The 22506-nt window shown below is 69.9% G+C and carries 17 protein-coding genes; 5 read left to right on the top strand and 12 right to left on the bottom strand.

Features of this window, described 5'->3' with window-relative positions; all coding sequences use genetic code 11:
- Positions 1–214: 214 nt before the first annotated feature.
- The 9 genes from KGD87_RS18565 to KGD87_RS18525 form a co-directional block, all read right to left on the bottom strand.
- The gene (locus KGD87_RS18565) at positions 215–1042 is read right to left on the bottom strand and encodes an ion transporter (RefSeq protein WP_284661535.1); all 828 of its coding nucleotides are present in this window, start codon (positions 1040–1042) and stop codon (positions 215–217) included.
- A gap of 43 nt (positions 1043–1085) precedes the next feature.
- A complete protein-coding gene (locus KGD87_RS18560) occupies positions 1086–2714 on the bottom strand; it encodes a sodium:solute symporter family transporter (protein ID WP_284661534.1) in 1629 nt (542 codons plus the stop codon).
- Between the two features lie 7 nt (positions 2715–2721).
- Positions 2722–3006 (bottom strand): DUF485 domain-containing protein, encoded by a 285-nt coding sequence (locus KGD87_RS18555; protein WP_176416888.1) that lies wholly within the window; start codon positions 3004–3006, stop codon positions 2722–2724.
- A 16-nt stretch (positions 3007–3022) separates the two neighbouring features.
- Complete coding sequence (gene acs, locus KGD87_RS18550) at positions 3023–4987, bottom strand: acetate--CoA ligase (RefSeq protein WP_284661533.1); 1965 nt, start codon at positions 4985–4987, stop codon at positions 3023–3025.
- A gap of 28 nt (positions 4988–5015) precedes the next feature.
- Positions 5016–6122 carry a hypothetical protein gene (locus tag KGD87_RS18545; protein WP_284661532.1) on the bottom strand — a complete coding sequence of 369 codons (1107 nt, stop codon included), beginning with the start codon at positions 6120–6122 and terminating at the stop codon, positions 5016–5018.
- A 154-nt stretch (positions 6123–6276) separates the two neighbouring features.
- Positions 6277–7104, bottom strand: coding sequence for a hypothetical protein (locus tag KGD87_RS18540; RefSeq protein ID WP_284661531.1), 828 nt, complete (start codon positions 7102–7104; stop codon positions 6277–6279).
- A gap of 136 nt (positions 7105–7240) precedes the next feature.
- Positions 7241–8596, bottom strand: coding sequence for a sigma-54-dependent transcriptional regulator (locus KGD87_RS18535; protein ID WP_284661530.1), 1356 nt, complete (start codon positions 8594–8596; stop codon positions 7241–7243).
- Positions 8593–11565, bottom strand: coding sequence for an ATP-binding protein (locus KGD87_RS18530; protein WP_284661529.1), 2973 nt, complete (start codon positions 11563–11565; stop codon positions 8593–8595). The genes KGD87_RS18535 and KGD87_RS18530 overlap by 4 nt, the downstream gene beginning before the upstream one ends.
- Positions 11562–11756 carry a hypothetical protein gene (locus KGD87_RS18525; RefSeq protein WP_284661528.1) on the bottom strand — a complete coding sequence of 65 codons (195 nt, stop codon included), beginning with the start codon at positions 11754–11756 and terminating at the stop codon, positions 11562–11564. Before KGD87_RS18525 ends, KGD87_RS18530 begins: the two co-directional genes overlap by 4 nt.
- A 225-nt stretch (positions 11757–11981) precedes the next feature.
- Between KGD87_RS18525 and KGD87_RS18520 the strand changes: the two genes are divergently transcribed.
- The 3 genes from KGD87_RS18520 (at position 11982) to KGD87_RS18510 (ending at position 15106) form a co-directional block, all read left to right on the top strand.
- Positions 11982–13169, top strand: a complete 1188-nt coding sequence (locus KGD87_RS18520) for a GNAT family N-acetyltransferase (RefSeq protein ID WP_284661527.1) — start codon at positions 11982–11984, stop codon at positions 13167–13169.
- Positions 13170–13246: 77 nt separating this feature from the next.
- Positions 13247–14242: an NAD-dependent epimerase/dehydratase family protein gene (locus tag KGD87_RS18515; RefSeq protein ID WP_284661526.1), complete on the top strand. Its 996-nt coding sequence runs from the start codon at positions 13247–13249 to the stop codon at positions 14240–14242.
- A gap of 3 nt (positions 14243–14245) precedes the next feature.
- Entirely contained in the window at positions 14246–15106 is an 861-nt protein-coding gene (locus tag KGD87_RS18510) for a WGR domain-containing protein (protein WP_284661524.1), read from the top strand.
- Positions 15107–15127: 21 nt separating this feature from the next.
- On the opposite strand, the gene KGD87_RS18505 is transcribed toward KGD87_RS18510, so the two are convergent.
- Positions 15128–15868 (bottom strand): hypothetical protein, encoded by a 741-nt coding sequence (locus KGD87_RS18505; protein ID WP_284661523.1) that lies wholly within the window; start codon positions 15866–15868, stop codon positions 15128–15130.
- 270 nt (positions 15869–16138) lie between these two features.
- On the opposite strand from KGD87_RS18505, the gene KGD87_RS18500 reads away from it, so the two are divergent.
- On the top strand, positions 16139–17344 hold the full coding sequence (locus KGD87_RS18500) for a substrate-binding domain-containing protein (protein WP_284661521.1): 1206 nt from the start codon (positions 16139–16141) through the stop codon (positions 17342–17344).
- A gap of 27 nt (positions 17345–17371) precedes the next feature.
- Here KGD87_RS18500 and KGD87_RS18495 read toward each other — a convergent pair whose 3' ends face one another.
- On the bottom strand, positions 17372–18169 hold the full coding sequence (locus tag KGD87_RS18495; RefSeq protein ID WP_284661519.1) for a M14 family metallopeptidase: 798 nt from the start codon (positions 18167–18169) through the stop codon (positions 17372–17374).
- A 93-nt stretch (positions 18170–18262) separates the two neighbouring features.
- Complete coding sequence (locus tag KGD87_RS18490; RefSeq protein WP_284661517.1) at positions 18263–18706, bottom strand: Spy/CpxP family protein refolding chaperone; 444 nt, start codon at positions 18704–18706, stop codon at positions 18263–18265.
- Positions 18707–18934: 228 nt separating this feature from the next.
- On the opposite strand from KGD87_RS18490, the gene dnaE reads away from it, so the two are divergent.
- Complete coding sequence (dnaE, locus tag KGD87_RS18485; protein ID WP_284661516.1) at positions 18935–22492, top strand: DNA polymerase III subunit alpha; 3558 nt, start codon at positions 18935–18937, stop codon at positions 22490–22492.
- Positions 22493–22506 lie beyond the last annotated feature (14 nt).

Genomic DNA, 22506 nt, shown 5'->3' with positions numbered 1-22506 from the left:
GCTTGGCATCACCATCCCTGCCCTGGAGTCGCAGGTGCGTGTGATGTCTGCGTGGGGCTCGCTGCCTTGTTGTTTCAGGTTGGCCCATGAACGAACGTGGCGGGAGCCGCCACGTCGATGAGCCTGGGCTTCGGCAGGCCCAGGTTGTTCATGAGCTGGATGAAGCCCTCGCGGCTCCGGCCCGCCCCGCGGAGCCATGCCCGCCGCTCGCGACCTAGAGCCCGTGCCCGCAGTGCTTGCAGAAACGGGCATCCAGGTCATGCCCCTGCTGGCCACAGGCGGGGCACGCCCGGTGGTCCACCGCGTTCCGCGTGGCGGCGGCCAGCTCCACGGAGACGATACCCGTGGGCACCGCGATGATTCCGTAGCCCATCACCATCAGGATGGACGCGATGAACTGCCCGGGCACCGTCTTGGGCGTGATGTCGCCAAAGCCCACCGTCGTCACGGTGACGATGGCCCAGTACATGGCGCGGGGGATGCTGTCGAAGCCGTTCTCCTGGCCCTCCACCACGTACATCAGTGCGCCCATGATGACGACGATGGTCAGCACCGTGCCCAGGAAGACGGTGATTTTCGGCCGGCTGGCGCGCAGCGCGGTGAGCAGCACCTCCGCCTGCCCCAGCAGGTGCGTCAGCTTGAGCACGCGGAACACGCGCAGCAGCCGCAGCACCCGAATCACCAGCAGGGACTGCGCCCCGGGAATCAGCACGCTCAGGAACGTGGGCAGGAGCGCCAGCAGGTCCACCAGCCCGAAGAAGCTGCGGGCGTAGCGCAGCGGCTTGCTGACGGAGAAGAGGCGGAGCAGGTACTCCAGGGTGAACAGGGCCGTGAAGAACCACTCGACGCCGAGCAGCACGCTCCCGTACTGGGTCCGCACCGAGGCGACGCTCTCCAGCATCACCGCGATGATGCTGAAGAGGATGGCCCACAGGAGGCCGACGTCGAACGCCCTGCCCGCGGGCGTCTCCGCCTCGAAGATGATTTCGTGCAACCGACCGCGGAGGCCCTCGGAGGGGCCCTGCTCTGAGGCGCTGGACACGGGCCCAGTGTAGGCGACCCGTGTCCCAGGGGAATGCCCGTCCTCAGGCCTTGGCCTCGCTGGCGGCGGGGCGGGACGGCCCAGCCTCCGGCTTCGAGCCCACGGCGACCACCGCGGGGGCCGGCTGGGGCGCCCCCACGTGCATCCGGTGCTTCACCTCGGCGAAGCGGGCGGCGGACGCGTGCTCGGGGAAGAGCAGCGACACCGCGGCGCCCACGAGGAAGGCCAGGGGGATGGTGATGACGCCCGGGTTGCGCAGCGGGAACAGCGCGGACGTGTTGCCCAGGAGGTCCACCTGCACCGTGGGGGACAGGTAGATGAAGAGCACGGAGCTGAAGGCGCCCGTGAGCATGCTGGCCACCGCGCCATTCGTGGTGAACTTCTTCCAGGCCATGGACAGGAGCAGCGCCGGGAAGTTGGCGCTCGCCGCGATGGCGAAGGCCAGCCCCACCATGAAGGCCACGTTCTGCCCCTTGAAGACCACGCCCAGGATGATGGCCAGCACGCCCAGCAAGAGGCTGGCCAGCCGCGCCACCTTGAGCTGCTCCGCCTCGGGGGCCTGGCCCTTGCGCACCACGCTGGACCACAAGTCGTGGGACAGCGCCGCCGCGCCGGACAGCGTCAGGCCGGCCACCACCGCCAGAATCGTGGCGAAGGCGACGGCGGAGATGAAGCCCAGGAAGCCCGTGCCCCCCACGACTTCGGCGAGCATGGGCGCCGCCATGTTGCCGCCCTTGTCCACGCTGGTAATCGCCTGACGGCCCACCAGCACGGACGCGCCGAAGCCCAGGATGAACGTCACCAGGTAGAAGTAGCCGATGAGCCCCGTGGCGTAGAAGACGCTGCTGCGCGCCGCCTTCGCGTCCGGCACCGTGTAGAAGCGCATCAGGATGTGCGGCAGGCCCGCGGTGCCGAACATCAGCGCCACGCCCAGGGAGATGGCCTCCAGCGGGTTGCTCACCAGCTTTCCAGGGGCCAGCACCTCCGCGCCGTACCGGGTGGCGGCCTCGTTGAAGAGCCGCAGCGGGCTGAAGCCGAACCTTGACAGCACCATGCCCGCGAGCCCCGTGGCGCCCGCCAGCAGCAGCACCGCCTTGACGATTTGCACCCAGGTGGTGGCGATCATCCCGCCGAAGAGCACGTAGAGAATCATCACCGCGCCCACGATGACGACCGCCATCTCGTAGGACAGGCCGAACAGCAGGTGGATGAGGTTGCCGGCGCCCACCATCTGCGCAATCAGGTAGAAGCTGACCACGGTGAGCGTGCCCACCGCCGCGGACAGCCGCACCGGCGTCTGCTTCAGCCGGTAGGCCACCACGTCCGCGAAGGTGTACTTGCCCAGGTTGCGCAGGGGCTCGGCGATGAGGAACGTCACGACCGGCCAGCCGACGAGCCAGCCCACGGAGTAGATGAGCCCGTCGAAGCCGGACGTGGCCACCAGACCCGCGATGCCCAGGAAGCTGGCGGCGCTCATGTAGTCACCCGCGAGCGCGAGGCCATTCTGCGCCGCGCTCACGCCGCCGCCCGCGGCGAAGAACTCCGACGTCGTCTTCGTCTTGCGCGCCGCCCAGTACGTAATCGCCAGGGTGATGCCCACGAAGAGGAGGAAGAACAGGATGGCCGTGGCGTTGGGCTGGCCGAGCTGCGTCGTCGTTTCTGCCGGGTTCATGCCTGCCTCACTTTCCACCGCGGAGTTGGTGCAGGGCGCGGTCGTACTTCCCGTTCGCCCACAGCATGTAGATGCCCGTCAGCGCCCAGGCCGCGACGATGACCAGCGCGCCCAGCAGGATGCCAACGGACAGGCCCGGGACGAGCTGCTGCCCCATGAGCGGCTTGTCGAAGGCCACCAGGAGGATGAAGCCCAGGTACGCCGCCAGCGTCGTCACTGTGAGCACGCCGGCCACGCGCCAGCGCGCCGCCGCGAGTGCTTCCAGCGCTTCCTCGTTCGGATTCGTGGACATGGGGTGTCTCCTCCGGTCAGCGCTTCGCCTGTGTGGGGGTGGCCTTCGCGAGCAGCTCGTCGAGCACCGACGGGTCCGCCAGGGTGCTGGCGTCACCCAGGTTCTCCACCTCGCCCGAGGCAATCTTGCGGAGCATGCGGCGCAGAATCTTCCCGGAGCGCGTCTTCGGCAGGCCGTTGACCAGCACCACCCGGTCCGGCGTGGCGATGGGGCCAATGACATGCCGGACCTGCTCCTTGAGCGCGCCCACCATCTGCTCGGAGCCGGACTCCTGCCAGTCCGGCTTCACCGTGACGAACGCGCACACGCCCGTGCCCTTGAGCTCATGTGGGAAGCCCACCACCGCGGCCTCGGCGACGGCCTCGTGCGCCACCAGCGCGCTCTCCACCTCGGCGGTGCCCAGGCGGTGCCCGGAGACGTTGAGCACGTCATCCACGCGGCCGGTAATCCAGTAGTACCCGTCCTCGTCGCGGCGGCAGCCGTCACCGGTGAAGTACAGGTTGGGGAAGCGCGCGTAGTACGTCTCCTTGAAGCGCTGGTGGTGGCCGTACAGCGTGCGGGCCTGCCCCGGCCACGAGCGCGCCAGGCACAGGTTGCCGCTGACGCCGTTGCCTTCGATGACGCGGCCCTCGTCGTCCACCAGCACTGGCTCCACGCCGAAGAAGGGCAGGGTGGCGGAGCCCGGCTTGGTGGGCGTGGCCCCCGGCAGCGGCGCAATCAGGATGCCGCCCGTCTCCGTCTGCCACCACGTGTCCACCACCGGGCAGCGGCCGTCGCCCACGACGTCGTGATACCAGCGCCACACCTCCGGGTTGATGGGCTCGCCCACGCTGCCCAGCAGGCGCAGCGACTGACGCGAGGACTTCTTCACCCACGCGTCGCCCTCCCGGATGAGCGAGCGCAGCGCGGTGGGCGCGGTGTAGAGGATGGTGGCCTTCAGGTCGTCCACCACGCGCCACAGCCGCCCCGCGTCCGGGAAGGTGGGCGTGGACTCGAACATCACCGTGGTGGTGCCGGTCATCAGCGGCCCGTAGAGGATGTAGCTGTGGCCGGTGACCCAGCCCAGGTCCGCCGCGCAGAAGTAGACGTCCTCCGGCTGGATGTCGAAGACGTAGCGGAACGTGGTGGCCGCGTAGACGAGGTAGCCGCCCGTGGTGTGCAGCACGCCCTTGGGCTTCCCCGTGGAGCCGGACGTGTAGAGGATGAAGAGCGGGTCCTCGGCGTCCATCCACTCCGCGGGACAGACGCCGCGGTGCTTCGCCATCTCCGCGTCCAGCCAGTAGTCGCGGCCGGCGAGCATCGGCACCTCCTTGCCCGTGCGGCGCACCACCAGGATGGACTCCACCCGGGACAGGCCCTCCACGGCCTCGTCGGCAATGGCCTTGGTGGCCACGAACTTGGGACCGCGCGGACCTTCGTTGGCGGTGATGAGCACCTTGGCGCCACAGTCGAGGATGCGCTCGCGCAGGGCCTCCGACGAGAAGCCGGCGAACACCACGGAGTGCACCGCGCCGATGCGCGCGCACGCGAGCATGGTGTAGGCCAGCTCCGGCACCATGGGCAGGTAGATGCAGACGCGGTCGCCCTTGCGCACGCCGTGCGCCTTGAGCACGTTGGCCACGCGGCCCACGTGGTGCTGGAGGTCGCGATAGGTGATGGACTCGTACTCGCCCGGCTCGTTCTTCGCCCAGATGATGGCGACCTTGCCGGGGCGCTCCTTGGCGTGCCGGTCGATGCAGTTGTAGGCCGCGTTGAGCTTGCCGCCGCCGAACCAGGCGAAGTCCACCTGCTCGGCGTCCAGGTCCATGATGGCGTCTGGCTCGTGGAACCAGGTGAGCTGCTTGGCCATCTCACCCCAGAAGGCCTCGGGCTGCTGGAGGCTGCGCTGGTAGAGGCGCTGGTAGTCCTCCAGGCTCTTCACGTGGGCTTTGCGGCTGAAGGCGTCCTTCGTGGGAATGAGCGCGTCCTGCGTCTGGGCCATCGTCGGCATCCTTGGGAATGGAGGCGGGTTAGTAGAAGAGCTGCAGCTGGCTCGTGCCCGTCACGGCGGCGCGGGCCTGGGCGAGGTCACCCGTCCACGCGACGGCGACCTCGGTCCGGAGGTTGAGCGTGTGCTTCTGGAACCAGATGTTGAAGCCGGGCTTGAGCGCGACCTGGTCCTGGCCGGCCACGCGCGCCTTGAAGTACTCGCCGGAGATGAGCGGCTGGAGCTTGCCGAAGCGCCAGCCCGTCTCCGCGTAGAAGCCCGTGCCGCTCCGCGGGTTGTCCAGGCCCTGGCGGTAGTGGAAGAGGGTGGCGTTGAAGACGAACTCCTGGTCGTTCGCCAGGGGCACGTCGAGGAACACGTCCGCGGCCGTGCCCAACGAGTCATGGAGCCCGGACTCCGTGGCCACCGCTTTCGGCTGGTAGTCGGCGCCGAGGCCCACCGACAAGCGCGGCTCGGAGGCGAAGTAGATGCCCTGGAAGAAGAGGTCCTCCTCGCGCGTGAAGAAGTTCCAGCGCGCCATCGCCGTGACGCGAGGCAAATCGTCCGGGTTGAGCACGGTGCCCTCCGGCGTCGTCTTGCCGTTGACGCCATTGAAGAGGGCGGCCCGGAAGCCCAAGGGGCCGGCGAAGCCGCGGACCTGCACGCCGATGTCCCGCCACACCTTGCCCACGCCGGGTGTCCAGCGGACCAGGTTGGCGTGGTAGTCCACCGCCTGCAACGCGATGGCGCCTTGGAGGACATGGCGCGTCAGCGGCGGCAGCAGCATGCCCACGTCAATCCAGATTTTCTCCGCCACCTCGTAGGAGATGAACGCGTCCTGGATGAAGAAGGCGCCGCTCCAGTCGCCGTTCTTGCCGAAGTTGGGCTGGTCCGTCTCGGCGAAGAACGACAGTTTCCTGGTGATGTTGCCGAACACGAGCAGGCGCGTGCGCCGCAGGAACATGTCGGAGCCAGGCCCGCCGGACGGCGCGCCCTCGTCGACAAGCTGGAGCTGCGGCTGCAGGAGGATGGCGACGTTGAGGTAGGACTCCTCGCTGAGGGGAAGCTTGAATGCGCTCGACGGAGTGGCTGACAGCAGGACCGCGAGCGCGGCCATGAACGGCAGCATGCGTGCGGGGGCAGTGCGCATGCCCCAGCACAGAGCAACGTGTCTGCCAACGCGCCGCGCCCGGAGATTCAAGACGTTGCAGGTTGGCCCGGCGCGTCAGGACGTTACCGAAGGTGACGTGCGCGTTACCGCGGTAACGCTTCATGCGCCGCGTCGTAGCGCTTCGCGCGCGGCGTCAGGTCTGCTTGGAGTTGGAGTGGTCGCCTGTCTTTCCTAGCAGGTATCCACCATGGCTGATGGCCAGCAGGGCGAGCATGCCTTGCGACAGGGCGGGCATCGCGCTGGTCGTCCCGCGCGCCACCGACATGGCCACATCCATGAAGTAGCCCACCGCTGCGATGATTGTGAAATAGAACATCTGCACCTTGGCCAGGTCGATGTGCGCGGTGTTGCCCACCTCGTCTCCCTGGAACATGTCCGCCATGCGCGCGTCCGTCATGTTCGCGTTGGCGTAGAGCACGCCCTGCCGGTGCGCGTCGATGTCCGCGGTCGCCTCCGCGAGCTGGACGGAGGTGTTCCGCACCAGCTTCTCGTCCGGGCTGCGCGCACGCTTGCCTCCCAGCACCAGCGGTGTGCCCAGCAGGGAGGTGGTGGAGATACCCATGGCAATCCAGAGCTCCTGGGGGATGTCGACTCCCACGGCGTTTGACGCGCCCGACTTCACGCGGGAGAGCGTCATCGTCAGGTAGCCCGCCATCACCACCACGGTCCACACGAGCGCCTGGAAGCGGGAGAGACTCATCAGGTTGCGCTCACTGATGAGCAGGGCCAGCGGCACGCCCACGATGGCCTTGCCCAACACCAGCAGGAAGCCGGTGAGCATGGCGGCCGTTCCGAGCAGGTTCCAACCCGGCGGCAGGTACCACGTCGAGGTGAGGACGGCCATGGGCATGACCGTGGTGAGCACCACCATCCGCCCGTACTCCGCGCGAGGAATGACGCCAACGACTTCCCCCGCGCGATTGCCAGCCCCACTGCCAATCACAGGCACGCTGTCTGCCATGAATTCCCCCCTGCGGTGTGTTGGCGGGAATCCTAGCGATGGGGCGCGGCGGGCGTTCCGTCGTGCCGGGGCGTCGCCCATGGCGGACGGGCCTCCTGCACCGGAGGGCAGTGGACGGGCGCCCGGGCGCCGTGCCTCAAGCGCGCGTGCGAGGGATGCCCAGCTTCTGGCGCTTCTCCCACAAGGCCTTGCGGCTGATGCCCAGGCGCTTCGCCAGCTCCGTCTCGCCCATGTGCTCCTGGTGCTCCATGACGAAGCGGCGGAAGTACTCCTCCATGGAGTCCGGTGCGGCGCCGCTGGTTTCCTCGGTGGCGGAGGCTCCGAAGCTGTCCGCCGCTTCGGGCAGCTCCAGCGCCAGGAGCCCCGCTGTCACCACCGGGCCATCCGCGAGGATGACAGCGCGCTCCAGCGCGTTCTCCAGCTCGCGCACGTTGCCCGGCCAGGGATGGGAGGTGAGCGCATCCATGGCCTCGGGCGCCAGGCTCGCCGTGGGACGGCCGACCTTGCGGCTGGCCTTCTCCAGCAGGTGTCTGGCCAGCGCGGGCACGTCCTCCGTGCGCTCCCGCAGCGGCGGCAGGCGAATCTCCACCACGCGCAGGCGGAAGTAGAGGTCCTGGCGGAAGGAGCCCTCCTGCACCCGGCGGGGTAAATCGCGGTGAGTCGCGGCGACGATGCGCACGTCCACCTTGCGGGGCCGCGTCGCGCCCACTCGCCGCACCTCGCCATCCTGGAGCATTCGCAACAGGCGCGCCTGGGCGGGCGCGGGCAGCTCACCAATCTCGTCCAGGAAGAGGGTGCCGCCGTGCGCCGCCTCCACGAGCCCCGGGTGCGCGGCCTGGGCGCCGGTGAAGGCACCCTTCTCGTGGCCGAACAGCTCGCTCTCCAGCAGGCCTTCGGGAATGGCCGCGCAGTTCACCGCCACCAGCGGCCCGTCCGCCCGAGGACTCTGGGCGTGGAGGGCTCGCGCCACCAGCTCCTTGCCCGTGCCGGATTCGCCCAGGACCAACACGGTGGCGGGGGAGGGCGCCACCTTGCGGACGCGCTCGAAGACCTCGCGCATCGCGGCGCTGCTCCCCACCATTCCGCTGACGGGGTGCGTCTGGTCCACCTCGCGCTTGAGCGCCGCGTTCTGCCGCGTCAGCAGCCCTTCGCGCAGCACCCGCTCCACCTGCATCAGCAGCTCGTCGTGGTCGAAGGGCTTGGCGATGTAGTCCACCGCGCCCAGCTTCATCGCGTCCACCGCCGACTTCACGGTGGCGTAGCTGGTCATGATGAGCACCGGTACCCCCGGACACAGGGCGATGATGTCCGTCCCCGGGGCGCCCGGCAGGCGCAGGTCCGACAGCACCAGGTCGAACGAGTCCAGGGCGTAGTCGCTCGACGCCTCATGCACGGAGCCCGCCTCGGACACGTCATGCCCCGCGCGTACGAGCAGCCGGCGCAGCTCCGTGCGGATGATGGGCTCGTCTTCGATGACCAGGATGCGGCTCATGCCGGGGCCTCCCGCTCGGGGTTCACGCTGGCTTCCATCCGGCGTGGCTCCGGAAGGCTCACCACGACGCTAGTCCCTCCCCCCTGCCGCCTGTCCACCTGCATCGCGCCGCCGTGCTCTCGGACGATGCCCGCCGCGAGCGCCAGGCCCAGGCCCGTTCCCTCGCCGGAGCCCTTCGTGGTGAAGAAGGGCTCGAACACGCGCTGCGCCAGCTCGGGGGGAATCCCGTGTCCCCGGTCCATGACGCGCAGGCGCACCGCGCCACCGTCGATGTCCGCCTCCAGCTCCACCACGCCGTGCTCGGGTGAGGCGTCCATCGCGTTGGTCAGCAGATTGACGAGCACCTGCTCCAGTCGCTGCGCGTCGCCTAGCACCTCCAGGCCCGCTGGACAGCGATGCTCGAAGCGCACCCCTCGCTGCTTGCGCGCCAGCCGCGCCAGTTGCACGGCTTCGCTCAGCAGCGGCGCCACGGCGACGCGCGTGAAGGGCCGCGCCTGTCCGCCCACCGTGCCTTCGTGGCTGAAGCCCACCAGCGTCCGGACGATGGCGTCGATGCGCCGACACTGCTGGAGGATGAGCCCCGCGCGCTCCTGCAACGCGGCCGGGTCTTCCAACTCGTACTTGAGGTTCTGCGTCAGGCTGGCGATGGCCGTCAGCGGGTTGCCAATCTCGTGGGCCACGCCCGCGGCCACTCGGCCCAGCGAGGCCAGCCGGTCCTGATGCGCCATGCGCGCGTCCACGGCCTTGCGCGCCGTGAAGTCCTCCACCAGGAGCGCCATGCCCTCGGACGTGCCCGTGCCCTGCTCAGCCGGAGAGAGCCGCGAGCGGTGCAGCCGGAGGATGCGCTCGACGCCCGCCACGGTGACACGCGTCTCCGTGTCCCCGTCCACGCCGCTGGCGAAGCCGGACAGCAGCGGGCCCCAGGGCGCGGGCAAGGCCTCCAGGGGATGGCCATGCACGGTGTCCACCGGCACGCCGGAGAGCTGCTCGAGCGCCGCGTTCCAGATGACGACCTCACCATCCGGCCCCACGGCGCAGACACCCACCGGGAGGTCCTCCAGGATGCGGCGCAGGTAGCGGCGCACGGCCTCCAGCGCGGGCACCGGGCCTCGCGGGCCCCGCGCGTCGCGGAGGCGCTCCTCGACGAAGCGAAGCTGCTCGGCCAGGGCCGTTCGCGCGCCGGGCTCCAGCCGCAGCGCCTCCTCCACCGTCATGCGCGCGAGCACGGGGCCCAGCAGGCCCGACAGGTTTCGCTCCACGCCGTCGCGCAGGCGGCGCAGCTCGGAGGGCCGGCGCTCGTCCGGCGGCAGCGACAGGGACTTCAGCGCCCGGTCCACCTCCGCCGTCGCGGCCTCCTCACCCAGCAGCGGGGCCAGCTTGCGGCGGAACTCGTCGGGCGAGCCCGCCACCACGCCGCCCGCGGCGGGCGCGGCCTCTTCGCGTGTGCAGGCCCGCGCGGCCTCTGCTTCCTCGGCGGACTGGCGCGTCGCCAGCGAAACGCCGATGAAGGCCAGCCCGTTGAGCGTCAGCGAGGCGAAGGTGGCGAAGCCCCAGGGCTCGTCGACGGGGAAGCCGAGCAGCGCCGCCATGCGGTGCGTCCACGCGACGACGCCCGGCGACGCCCACAGGGGCACTACGAGCGTTAGGAGCCACGCGCTGGCGCCCACCGCCAGGCCCGTCAGCAGCCCGGCGCGTGTGCCCCGCTTCCAAAACAGCAACCCCAGCACGCCCGGGATGAACTGCGCCACCGCGACGAAGGACACCAGCCCCAGGTCCACCAGGCCCGTGCCGCGGATGTTCAGCAGCCAGTGGAAGCCGTAGCCGGCCAGGATGATGATGCCGATGAGCAGCCGGCGCGCCCACAGCAGCCATCCGTACAGGCGTGGCTGGCCGCGCGCATAGCCCAGCGGCAGCACCAGGTGCGTGAGGCACATGGGCGCCAGGGCCAGCGTGGTGACGATGACCATGGCGCTGGCCGCGGAGACGCCGCCCAGGAAGGCACCCAGCGCCAGCCACGTGGCGCCGCGTGACGCGGGCACCGCCAGCACGTGGAAGTCCGCGGGCCAGGGCAGCCCCAGCGCCTGGCCGCTCCAGAGCACCACGGGGACGACCAGGTTCATCACCAGCAGCAGCAGCGGGAAGGCCCAGGTGGCGGTGGCCAGCCCCTCTCGCTCCGGGGCCTCGGTGAAGGCGACGTGGTAGCTGCGAGGCGTGAGGAAGGCGGCCGCGCAGGACAGCACCAGCAGCGGCGCCCAGGAGGCCTCCCGCGCCGGACGCTGGAGCCCTTCGATGGCCTCTGGATGCGCGTCCACCCAGGCCCGCAGTCCGTCCACGCCGCCGAACACGTTGGAGACCGCCCAGACGCCCACGGCCACCAGGGCGACGAGCTTCACCGCGGACTCGAAGGCGATGGCCAGCATCAGGCCTTCGTGCCGCTCGCGCGGGGAGAGGTGCCGGGCGCCGAAGAGGACGGAGAAGACGGTGAGGACCGCGCAGAAGCCCAGGCCCACCAGCGTGGGCGACGCGGACGGACTGAGCACGCGCGCGGACTCCACGACGGCCCGCACCTGGAGCGCCAGGTAGGGCAGGCTGCCCGCCAGCAGGAACAGCGTCACCGCCGTGCCGGTGGACTGCCCCGGGTAGCGGAAGGCCAGCACGTCCGCCAGTGAGGTGAGCTGCAGCTCGCGGGTCAGGCGCAGCAGCGGGCGCCACAGCACGGGAATCAGCAGGCACGCCAGGGTGACGCCCAGGTAGATGCCCAGGTAGCGGAAGCCGTGCCGGGCCGCGTAGCCCACGCTGCCGAAGTAGGACCACGACGTGGCGTACACGCCCAGCGCCAGCGCGTAGACGAGCGGATGCTGGGTGATGCGCGCGGGGATGGCGCCTCGCTCCGCCGCGTAGGCCACCAGGAAGAGGACCAGCAGGTAGGCGACGGACGCGGCGACGAGCGAGCCAAGCTCGAGCGTCATCGGCCACCGCTTCGGTGCGCCGCCCAGCCGCCCAGGAGGATGACGCCCAGCCACACCGCGAAGGGCAGGTACCCCGGCGCGCCCTCCGCCAGCCACAGCCGGCGCAGGGGGGAGCCGAAGAGGAGCACCGCGACGGCGAAGACGAGCAGCGACGGCATCACGGGGGCGTCGGGCTCGGGAGGGCGCTTCATGGCGGCGAGGATACCAGCCGCGTCTGCTTCGAGTGACGAAGCCGCCACGTGTGTCAGGTGGACGCGGTGGGGCGGGTCGCCGGGTCCGAAAGGCGCAGCCTCACGGCGCACCTGCTGCGCGGGCGCACGGGCCTGGCCGTGGCTTGTCGCTCGACAGGCGGGCCGGGCCGTCGCGAGAATGCGGGTCGGCCGAGGTGCCCGTGCGGGCGCCATCGGGGAACGGAGATGCGCGTGGAGACGCAGCCTGGCGACTTCGGACCGCCGCGAGACGAACGTGAGCTGGCCGCCGTCGCGGACATCATGATGCAGTCGTATGCCATGTCCCCCGCCGACAGCGCCGCCTGGGTGCAGCGGACGTCGCGGCCGGACCTCCGGTTGCTGCGCGAGGGCGGCGAGGTGGCGGCCACGCTCGTGCTCATCCGCATGGGGCAGTGGTACGGCGGACGCAGCGTGCCCGTCATCGGCGTGGGCGGCGTGGGCGTGTCTCCCGTCCACCGGGGGCGCGGCACCGCCACGCGGCTGATGCGGCACCTGCTGCGCGAGGCGCGCGCGACGGGCGCCCCGCTGTCGGTGCTCTATCCCGCGACGCAGCCGCTCTACCGGCGCGTGGGCTACGAGCACGCGGGCACGCGGCAGGAGATTCGCATCCAGGTCCCATCGCTGGACTTCAGTGAGCGGACGTTGTCGCTCCGGCCCATCGAGGAGAAGGACACGCAGGCCGTCGTCCTGAGCTACCAGCGCCACGCGCGTCACCGGCCGGGCTGGCTGGACCGTGGGGACTTCTCCTGGGGCCGCGTCCGCAACCTGCGCGGCGAGGTGGCACATGGCTACCTGGTGGAGGGCAGCGCCGGTGTGGAGGGCTACCTCTACGTCATCCGCCGGCCGCTCAAGGACTTCAAGCAGGAGCTGTTCCTCTCCGACGTCGTGGCCCATACGCCCGCGGCGGCGCGGCGGATTCTGAGCTTCCTGGGGGACCACCGCTCCCTGGCCACGGACGTCTTCTGGTACGGCGGCGTGGACGACCCGCTGCTCCTGCTGCTTCGCGAGCAGACGTACTCGGTGAAGCTGTACATGCACTGGATGGTGCGGGTGCTGGACGTGGCCTCCGCGCTGGAGGCGCGTGGCTGGCCGGAGGGGCTCTCCGGCACCCTCCATCTGGACCTTGAGGACGACCTCTTCCCGGAGAACCAGGGCCGCTTCGTGTTGGAAGTCATTGACGGTCAGGCGCGCGTCCGCCGTGGCGGCGACGGCGGCTTGCGGCTGCACGTGCGGGAGTTGGCGCCGCTGTACACCGGCCACCTGTCCGCGGAGTCGCTGCGGGCCATGGGCGCGCTGGTGGGCGATGAGGCCTCGGTGCGCGCGGCGGGCAGTCTCTTCGCCGGGGCGCCGCCTTCGCTGCGCGACATGTTCTGAACCGGGCCGGGCGCTCTATCGGGCCCGGCGTGGGAGTGCTAGGAGCGCGAGCAGTCCTTCACAGGAGCGTGCAATCAATGCGGGCATTCGTCACCGGTGGTTCAGGCTTCGTGGGCAGGCACCTCCTCGCCGCGCTGAAGGTGCGCGGGACGCCTGCCCGGGCCCTGGCGCGCTCCGCCGCGGCGCTGGCCTCGGTGACGGAGTCCGGCGCGGAGCCCTTCGAGGGCGACCTGTCGGACGTGGACAAGTTGAAGGCGGGCATGGAGGGCTGTGACACCGTCTTCCATTGCGCCGCGGTGGTGAAGGGCTGGGGCGCGCGCAGCGAGTTCTACGAGACGAACGTGCGCGGCACGGAGCGGGTGCTGGAGGCGGCGCGCGCCGCGGGCGTCAAGCGGCTGGTCCACGTCAGCACGGAGGCGGTGCTGGTGGATGGCTCGCCCCTGGAGCGGGTGGATGAGACGATGCCCCTGCCCGAGCGCCCCATTGGCGACTACCCCTCCACCAAGGGCGAGGCGGAGCGCCGGGTGCTCAGCGTGAATGCGCCGGACTTCGTCACCGTGGTGGTGCGTCCCCGCTTCATCTGGGGCGCCGGTGACACGTCGCTGCTGCCGCAGTTCCAGGAGGCTGTGCGTGCCGGGCGCTTCCGGTGGTTTGGCGGCGGCCGTTACCTGACGTCCACCTGCCACGTGGCCAACTGCGTGGAGGGAATGCTGCTGGCGGCGGAGAAGGGCCGCGGCGGCGAGGCTTATTTCCTCACGGATGGGGAGCCCGTGGAGTTCCGAGGCTTCATCACCGCCATGCTCGCGACGCAGGGCGTGGACGCGGGCGAGCGCAGCCTGCCATACGGTGTGGCCGCGACGGTGGCCACGGTGGGCGACTTGCTGTGGGGCACCTTCGGCCTGGGCGGCAGGCCTCCGCTCACCCGCACCGAGGTGCTGCTCATGGGGCGCGAGGTGACGGTGCGGGACGACAAGGCCCGCCGGGAGCTGGGGTATGAGGGCCGCCGCTCCCGTGAAGAAGGGCTCCGGGAGATGAAGGCGGAGCATCGGAGCACGGCGTCGCGTATGCTTTGAGGCATGCGAAGGTTCGAGTTCGTGGAAGGCTCCAGCTCCAAGTTCTGGGAGCCGGAGCTCAAGGGCAACACCTTCATCGTCACCTACGGCCGCATCGGCACCGCCGGTCAGCGGCGGGAGAAGGCTTTCGCGGACGAAGCCGGCGCCCGGAAGGAGTACGAGAAGAAGGTCGCTGAGAAGCTGCGCGAGGGGTACCGCGAGGTGACGGAGGGCGGCGCCGCCGAGGCCGCGCCCGCCCCGCCGCCCGCGCCGAAGAAGGCGGAGCTCCCCCGCCGCGTGCCCGCGGCCACGCCCACGCCCGATTCGCTGAAGGCCGCCGCCGAGGCCCTGGCCGCGCTCCGCGCCCGACTGGGGTGGCGGAGCTGGGAGGTGACGTCGCGGGCCCGGCGTGCGAAGCGCGCGCTGCGGGCCCTGGGCGGCGCGGACCCCGCGGCCCACGCGGAGCTGGCGGGCACCTTCACCGCGCTGATGGAGCGCGTCGTCGCTCCCAGGAAGGATGGCCGGCTCCCGCTGCGGCACGCGCTGGCGTTGCTGGGCGAGCTGGACGTGGCGGCCTTCTCCCGCGCGGCCGAGGTGTGGCTCGCCGCGCCGGACGCCGTCCCCGCCGCGACGGCCGTGGCCCGGCAGGCGTCGGCGCTGGGGCAGCCCGAGCTGGCGCTGCGCATGGGCATGCTGCTAGCGGAGCGTCCCGGTCAAACGGGCGCGCCTACCGAGGAGGGGTGGAGCAAGCGGTGGACGCGCCTGCGGCCACACGTGGAGGAGCAGCTGTCCTCCAGCGGCGGCTCGCTGGCCACCTGGGCCCGGTCCGTCGAGGCCTCGAAGGACGCGCACCTGGCCAGCCGGTTGGCCCGGCTGGAGACGTGAGGCGCCGCGAGGAGCGGTGAGCTAGCCCGGGCCGCCGCTGCTGGACGCGGACGACTTCTTGGCGGCGCCCTTGCCCGAGGACGGGACGCTGTCGGGCTGCCGGTCCATCTCCGCCATCGGGTAGTCGCGCGCGGCATCCAGGTAGGACTGGGGCTTGATGCGCCGGCGCATGCGCCACGTCAGGTTGTCGGGCTGCACGAGCACGGGCTCACCATTGGCGCGCTGCTCCACCAGGTGTCCGTCGCAGAAGCGCCACAGCTTGCGGCCGTCCACCTCCTGCCGCGCGTAGAACAGGTCCGTCTGCCCCACCTGGGGCTTGGGCGGGCACCAGGTGCGGCGGGCGGTCTCCTCTCGCTCGGGCATCTCCGCGCGCCACCGCCGGCGGGCATCCTTCAGCGCCACCGCCGCCAGCACCTTGGGGCCCTCTTCCAACCGGGCTTCCACCTCCGGCAGCAGCTCGTTGCCACGCCGGACAATCTCCGGGAAGGCCCCGATGTCGCGGAAGCTGCACTCCTTCAACCGGTTCAGCGTGTAGCGGTGCACCTCCATGAGGGGCGGAAGTGACGTGGTGGCCTCCCGCATCATCGCCAGTTGCCGCGCGTGGTCCGGCGCGTCCAGCTTGGAGACCTGCTCCGTCTCCCGGAGGAAGCGCGCCATCGCGCCGTTCACCGTCGTCAGCTCGTCCGCCAGCCACCGCGGCTCCGAGGACGCACAGGGGTCCGCCTTCGCCTTCTTGTAATCCCGGTAGTCCGCTCGGGACATGCCGAGCGAAAAATGCTCCACCGGAGGAGCGGGCTTGGTCGCGCACGCGCTCAATGCCGTGCCCAGGCCCGCAAGCACGAGCTTCCGAATGTTTGCCGTCATCCCCCCATTCTGGCATGTCATTTGTGTTCAAACAAACGTGCGGAAGCGGACGCTTCGGGGCAGGCCCGGATTCCGAGGCGGACGGGCCTCCCCTGTACGGCGTCACGGAGGTTGCCTACAAGGCTGCCCAGGAGCCGAGCACCTGTTCCCAGAAGTGTGAGCCGGTACATGAAGCCCGCGGTCCTCATCATCATCGGGGTGTTCACGGCGTTGGGGGGGGCCCTCTACCTGTCCTCGCGGCGCGCCGCGGAGCGCGGCACGGCGGAGGCGCGTCCGGCGGCGCGGGCGCCCGTGGCCACCCGCGCGGTGCGGACGGAAATCACGTTCCTCTACAGCACGGAGAAGCAGGCGTGGGTGGAGGAGGCGGCGGCGGCCTTCCAGAAGGCGCACCCGCTCATCCGGGTGAATCTGGTGGGCCGGGGCTCGCTGGAGGCCGCGCGGGCCATCCTCGAAGGCCGTGAGCGGCCCACCGTGTGGAGCCCTGCTGACAGCGCGGTCCTGCGGATGCTGGAGTCGGACTGGGCCACGGACGCCACGCGCCCGCCGCTGTTCGCCTCGGAGGGCGCCGCGGCGCCGCGGCCGTTGGTGAAGACGCCGCTCGTCTTCGTGGCGTGGGAGGACCGGGCGGAGGTGCTCCAGCGCGCCAGCGGCGGGGGCGCGGTGTCCTGGAAGGTCATCCACGACGCGGTGGCCAGCGACCAGGGCTGGCCCGCGGTGGGCGGCCAGCCGGAGTGGGGCTTCGTGAAGCTGGGCCACACGGACCCCACGCGCTCCAACTCCGGGCTCCAGGCGCTGCTGCTGGCGGCGCTGGAGTTCTACGGCAAGCAGCGCGGGTTGACGGTGGCCGACCTGCTGGAGCCGCGGTTCCAGACGTGGCTGAGCCAGTTGGAGCGGGGCGCGGGCCGCTTCGAGCGGTCCACGGGCGCGCTGATGGCGGACATGGTCCGCTTCGGCCCGTCCCGCTACGACATCGCCGTGGTGTACGAGAATCTGGCCATCTCCCAGCTCTCCCAGTCCCCGGGGAAGTGGGGGGCGCTGAAGGTCCTGTACCCGACGCTCACGTCCTGGAGCGACCATCCGGCGGCGGTGCTGGAAGGGGACTGGGTGCTGCCCCACCAGCGTGAGGCCGCGCTGGAGTGGCTGCGGCATCTGCACAGCCGGCCGGTGCAGCAGCGCGCGCTGGCCTTCGGCTTCCGCCCCGCGGATGCCTCCGTGCCGCTGACGTCGCCCGGCGAGCACGGCCCCTTCCACCCGCTGGCCGCGCGCGGCCTCCAGGTGGACGTGCCGGACGGCGCGGAGGTCCCCGAGGGCGCGGTGGTCCGCAACCTCCTCACGCTGTGGTCGCGGCGGGTGGGCAACGCGCGCTCGCCGTAGCCCGCCGCTGCGTCCGGTGCGCCGCCGTCAGCCGCCGCGCGCCGCCAGGTCGATGAAGCCGCGAATCCAGATGAGGTTCACGGCGTCGCAGACGTCCCGCGGCGTCGGCGTCGTCGTCTCCAGCGCGGCCGTGTAGGGCACGCCCTGGCGCGAGTACCAGTCGGTGACGCTGCCGTCGTGGTACTCGATGAGGCCGTCCGCGTCGGTGATGCTGTGGTCGTCCACCTTCTGGCTGCGCACCACCGCGACGTGCTTCGCGCTGGCCTCCACCAGCGGGCGGTAGGCGGCCTTGTCTCCGAAGGTGTACGCGTACGTCGACGCCCCGCCCAGGTAGTCGTCCTGGTGGATGTCGAGCGCGGCGGCCGGCGCGGCGTAGCGCGCCAGCTCGCTGCGTATCGCGCGCGTCTCCTTGGGGCCCCCGTCATGGAGCGCCCAGCGGAGGATGGGCCGCGCGACGTTCAGTTCGCCCACCCACTCCCCGGGGGCGATTTCGTAGCGGAGGAAGTCGTTGTTGGGCTTCTCGCCGCTGCGGTTGTAGCGCGTGCCCGCCTCGAAGCCGGACGGGTTGATGCAGGGGTAGACGCGCAGCCCCACGCCGCGCTCCACCGCGTACGCCGCCACCGCCGGGAAGTGCTCGGCCAGCGTGAGCGGGCCGGCGGGCTCCTCTCCGTGGAAGCCGGAGGTGATGACCAGCCAACGCTCTCCCGGGACGACGAGCCGGAGGAGGGAGTAGTCCTGGTCCCCCTCCGTCACGCGGCCGTATTCGGACACGTCCGCGACGTGGGCGTGGGCGCGGATCCGCTTTGCGTAGTCGGTGTAATTCACGCATCTAAACTAGCCGTGCGCCGCCGCCCCGCCCACCCTTTCCCGCAAGCACACACCCCACCTGTCCTGACGCCACGGTGGCGTGCGCGCGGGCTATGGGCCTACGTGCTGGCGGAACTGCTCGGCCAGCTCCTGGCGCTGCCGCGGCGTCAGGGTGCCGTGGACCTCCAGGGCGGCGTCTGTCGCCTGGTGAGCAAAGGCGCGCATGGCCTCGATGCGCGCGTCCACCAGGGCGTGGAGCTGCTGCCGGTCCGGCGTGTCCGAAGAGAGCTGCTGGAAGGCCTCCTCGCGCACCGCGCGGTGCTCCTTCATCAGCTGCATTCCGTCGGAGAACAGTCGCTCCTTCACGGCGTGGATGGACTGGCGCTGTGAATCGGTGGCGTCCAGGGTGTCCAGCTTGTCGTCGAGCTTCCACGTCACGAGCTGCTTCACGCGCTCCGGGTCCTTGCCCCAGCGGGGGCCTCCCCGCAGCGCGAAGCCGCTGAGCAGGGCGACGGCGAGCATCGCGGAGCCGACGACGGCGAACCTCTTCATCATGGCGTTCTCTCCTGGGTGGAGCGCGGGATGGCTCCACGAGACGTCGCCACGACTCGCGGCGACGCAGGGCAATGTGCCGGCCCGCCATTGCAGGGGCTTGTACGAGGCGTGAAGAAGTATGAAGCCGCCCGTATGCTCACCGGGCCAGGAACAACACTGGACTGGCGAGCAGGGGAGCTGGGCTCTAGTGTTCGGCGGCCCCCCGGCCTCCAGGAGCGGAACGCGCTTATGTCCTTCACCCACCTCCACCTGCACACCCTCTACTCGCTCCTCGATGGGGCGATCCGGATGAAGGACCTCATCAAGACGGTGAAGGAGAAGGGGATGAGCAGCGTTGCCGTGACGGACCACGGCAACATGTTCGGCGCCATCGACTTCTACAAGAAGGCGAAGGACGCCGGCATCAAGCCGATTCTGGGCATGGAGGCCTACGTCGCCGGACCCAAGGGGCGTGAGGACCGCTCCGAGAAGGTCTCCCACCACCTCATCCTGGTGGCGAAGAACGCGGAGGGCTACGCCAACCTGCGCTACCTCTCCTCCACCGCGTACATGCACGGGTTCTACTACCACCCGCGCATCGACAAGAAGGTGCTCGCCGAGCACAGCAAGGGCCTCTTCGCGCTCACCGCGTGCCTGGGCGGGGAAGTCACCAGCGCGTGCTTCCGCGGTGACATGGACCACGCCCGGCGCGCGGCGCAGGAGTACAAGGATATCTTCGACCCGGGGCACTTCTTCCTGGAGGTGCAGTCCAACGGGATGCCGGAGCAGGACAAGGCGAACGAGAACCTCAAGCAGCTCTCGCGTGATTTGGACATCCCGCTGTGCGCCACCGCGGACGCGCACTACATCAAGCGCGAGGACGCGCGCGCCCACGAGCTGCTCATGTGCATCGCCAGCGGCAAGACGCTGGCGGACGGCAAGCGCATGAAGCACTCCACGGACAAGCTCTACGTCACCAGCCCCACGGAGATGCTGGAGTTCTTCAAGGACATCCCCGAGGCGGTCCACAACACCCAGCGCATCGCCGAGCAGTGCAACCTGGAGCTCAAGCTGGGCAAGCCGATGCTGCCCACCTTCAAGGTGCCCGAAAGCCACACGCCGGACAGCTTCATGGCGGAGCTGGCGTATGAGGGCCTGCGCGAGCGCTTCAAGGAGCTGGCGGCCACCGTCACCTATCCCATCGACCGCGAGCAGTACCAGGCGCGCCTGTCGCTGGAACTGGGCGTCATCCAGAAGATGGGGTTCAGCGGCTACTTCCTCATCGTCCAGGACTTCATCAACTGGGCGAAGAAGATGAACATCCCGGTGGGCCCGGGCCGTGGCTCCGGCGCCGGCAGCCTCGTGGCCTACGCGCTGCGCATCACCGACGTGGACCCCATCCCGTACAACCTCCTGTTCGAGCGCTTCCTGAACCCGGAGCGCGTGTCGATGCCCGACTTCGATATCGACTTCTGCCAGGACCGCCGGGACGAGGTCATCCAGTACGTCGGCCGGAAGTACGGCGAGATGAACGTGGGGCAGATCATCACCTTCGGCTCGCTGAAGGCGAAGAGCGTGCTGCGCGACGTGTGCCGCGTGTTCGCGCTGCCCTTCAGTGAAGGTGACCGCATCGCGAAGCTGGTGCCGGAGGTGCTCAACATCACCTTGAAGGAGGCCATCGAGATGGAGCCTCGCCTCAAGGAGATGATGGAGACGCCCACCAACCTCGGCGAGGTGGAAGGCAAGCCCGTCACCACCAAGGACGTGCTCGAAATCGCGCTCGCGCTGGAGGGCCTGCACCGCCAGCCCGGCATGCACGCCGCCGGCGTGGTGATTGCCGACAAGCCGCTCTGGGAGTTCGTGCCCGTCTACCAGCCGCCGGGTGAGAAGACGCTCATCACCCAGTTCGCCAAGGACGAGGTGGAGGCGGCCGGCCTGGTGAAGTTCGACTTCCTCGGGCTGAAGACGCTCACGGTGATTCAGCACGCGCTGAATCTGGTGAAGCGCAACCACGACAAGGACATCCCGCGGCACGAGATTCCGCTCAACGACGAGAAGACGTGGGAGTTGATGGCCAAGGGCGACACGGCCGGCGTCTTCCAGATGGAGTCCAGCGGCTTCACGGAAATGGTCGTGAAGCTCAAGCCGAACTGCTTCGAAGACGTCATCGCCGCCGGCGCGCTCTACCGCCCCGGTCCGCTGGACTCCGGCATGGTGGACGTCTTCATCAACCGCAAGCACGGCCGGGAGAAGGTGTCGTACCCGCACCCAGCGCTGGAGCCGGTGCTCAAGGACACCTACGGCGTCATCGTGTACCAGGAGCAGGTGATGCAGATTTCGCAGGTCCTGGGTGGCTACACCCTGGGCCGCGCGGACCTGCTTCGCCGCGCCATGGGCAAGAAGAAGGCCGAGGTCATGCAGGCCGAGCGGGCCGGCTTCCTCGAGGGCTGCGCGAAGAACAACGTCGACCTCAAGGTCGCCGGTGAAATCTTCGACCTGATGGAGAAGTTCGCCGAGTACGGCTTCAACAAGAGCCACTCGGCGGCCTACGGCCTGGTCACCATCCACACGGCCTGGCTGAAGGCGCACTTCCCCTGCGAGTTCATGGCGGCCCTTCTCTCCAGCGAGAAGGACAACACGGACAAGGTGGTGAAGCACATCGGCGAGGCGCGCGAGTCGGGCCTCGAGGTGCTGCCGCCGGACGTGAATCAGTCCGACATGGAGTTCGGCGCGGTGAGCGGGAAGATTCGCTTCGGCCTGGGTGCCATCAAGGGCGTGGGCGAGGGCGCCATCGAGTCCATCCTGGAGGCGCGCAAGGACGGCCCCTTCAAGAGCCTGTTCGACTTCTGCGAGCGCGTGGACAGCCGGAAGGTGAACCGGAAGGTGATGGAGGCGCTGGTGAAGGCGGGGGCCTTCGACTTCGAGAAGCGCTCGCGCCGGCAGATTTTCGACACCATCGAGAAGGCGATGAACCGCGGCTCGGCCAGCCAGAAGGACAAGGCGGCCGGGCAGAGCTCGCTGTTCGGCATGCTGGCCGGCCCGTCCTCGAACGGCGGAGGCGGCGCGCTGAAGGACGACTACGTCGAGGTGGAGGACTGGTCGGAGAAGGAGCGGCTGTCGCTGGAGAAGGAAGCCATTGGCTTCTACGTGTCCGGCCATCCGCTGCACCAGTACGACAAGGAGCTGAAGCGCTACGCGCGGCCGATTACGGCGGTGCAGCGCGCGCGCCGGGACGACAAGCTCACGGTGGCGGGCATCGTCACGGTGCTGCGCGAGCGGCCCACGAAGACGGGCAAGCGCATGGCGTGGGTGACGATTGAGGACCTGTCCGGCTCCATCGAGCTGGTGTGCTTCCCGGGCAAGGACGGCACGCGCAACGTGATGGGCCGGGACGGCAAGTGGGCGAAGCAGGGCCCCAAGCCGGGCTTCGAGAACTGGGAGCACCTGCTCAAGTCGGACGACCCCATCCTGGTGTCCGGCACGGTGCAGATCAGCCAGCGTGACGAGGACTCGCCGACGCCGGAGCTCATCGTCGACGACATCCAGAGCCTCAAGGCGGTGCGTGAGAAGCGCACCAAGCGCCTGGAGCTGCGCGTGCCGGCGGACCTGCTCACGGAGGAGCGGGTGGCGAAGCTGCACGAGCTGGCGAAGAAGTACGCCGGCGCCACGCCCGTGGCGGTGAGCGTGCTCTTCAAGGGTGAGGGCGAGGCGCTCATCGGCAACACGTCCATCAAGGTGCAGGTGAATGACGACCTGCTCCTCGCGGTGGACCGCCTGTTCGGCATGCGCGTGGTGGAGTTCGGCTGACGTCTTGAGTCGGA

The organism is Myxococcus sp. SDU36 (assembly GCF_030168875.1).
GTDB classification, from domain to species: domain Bacteria; phylum Myxococcota; class Myxococcia; order Myxococcales; family Myxococcaceae; genus Myxococcus; species Myxococcus vastator.
The sequence above is the reverse complement of the archived record's forward strand: the minus strand, read 5'-3'. Positions and strand labels throughout refer to the sequence as shown.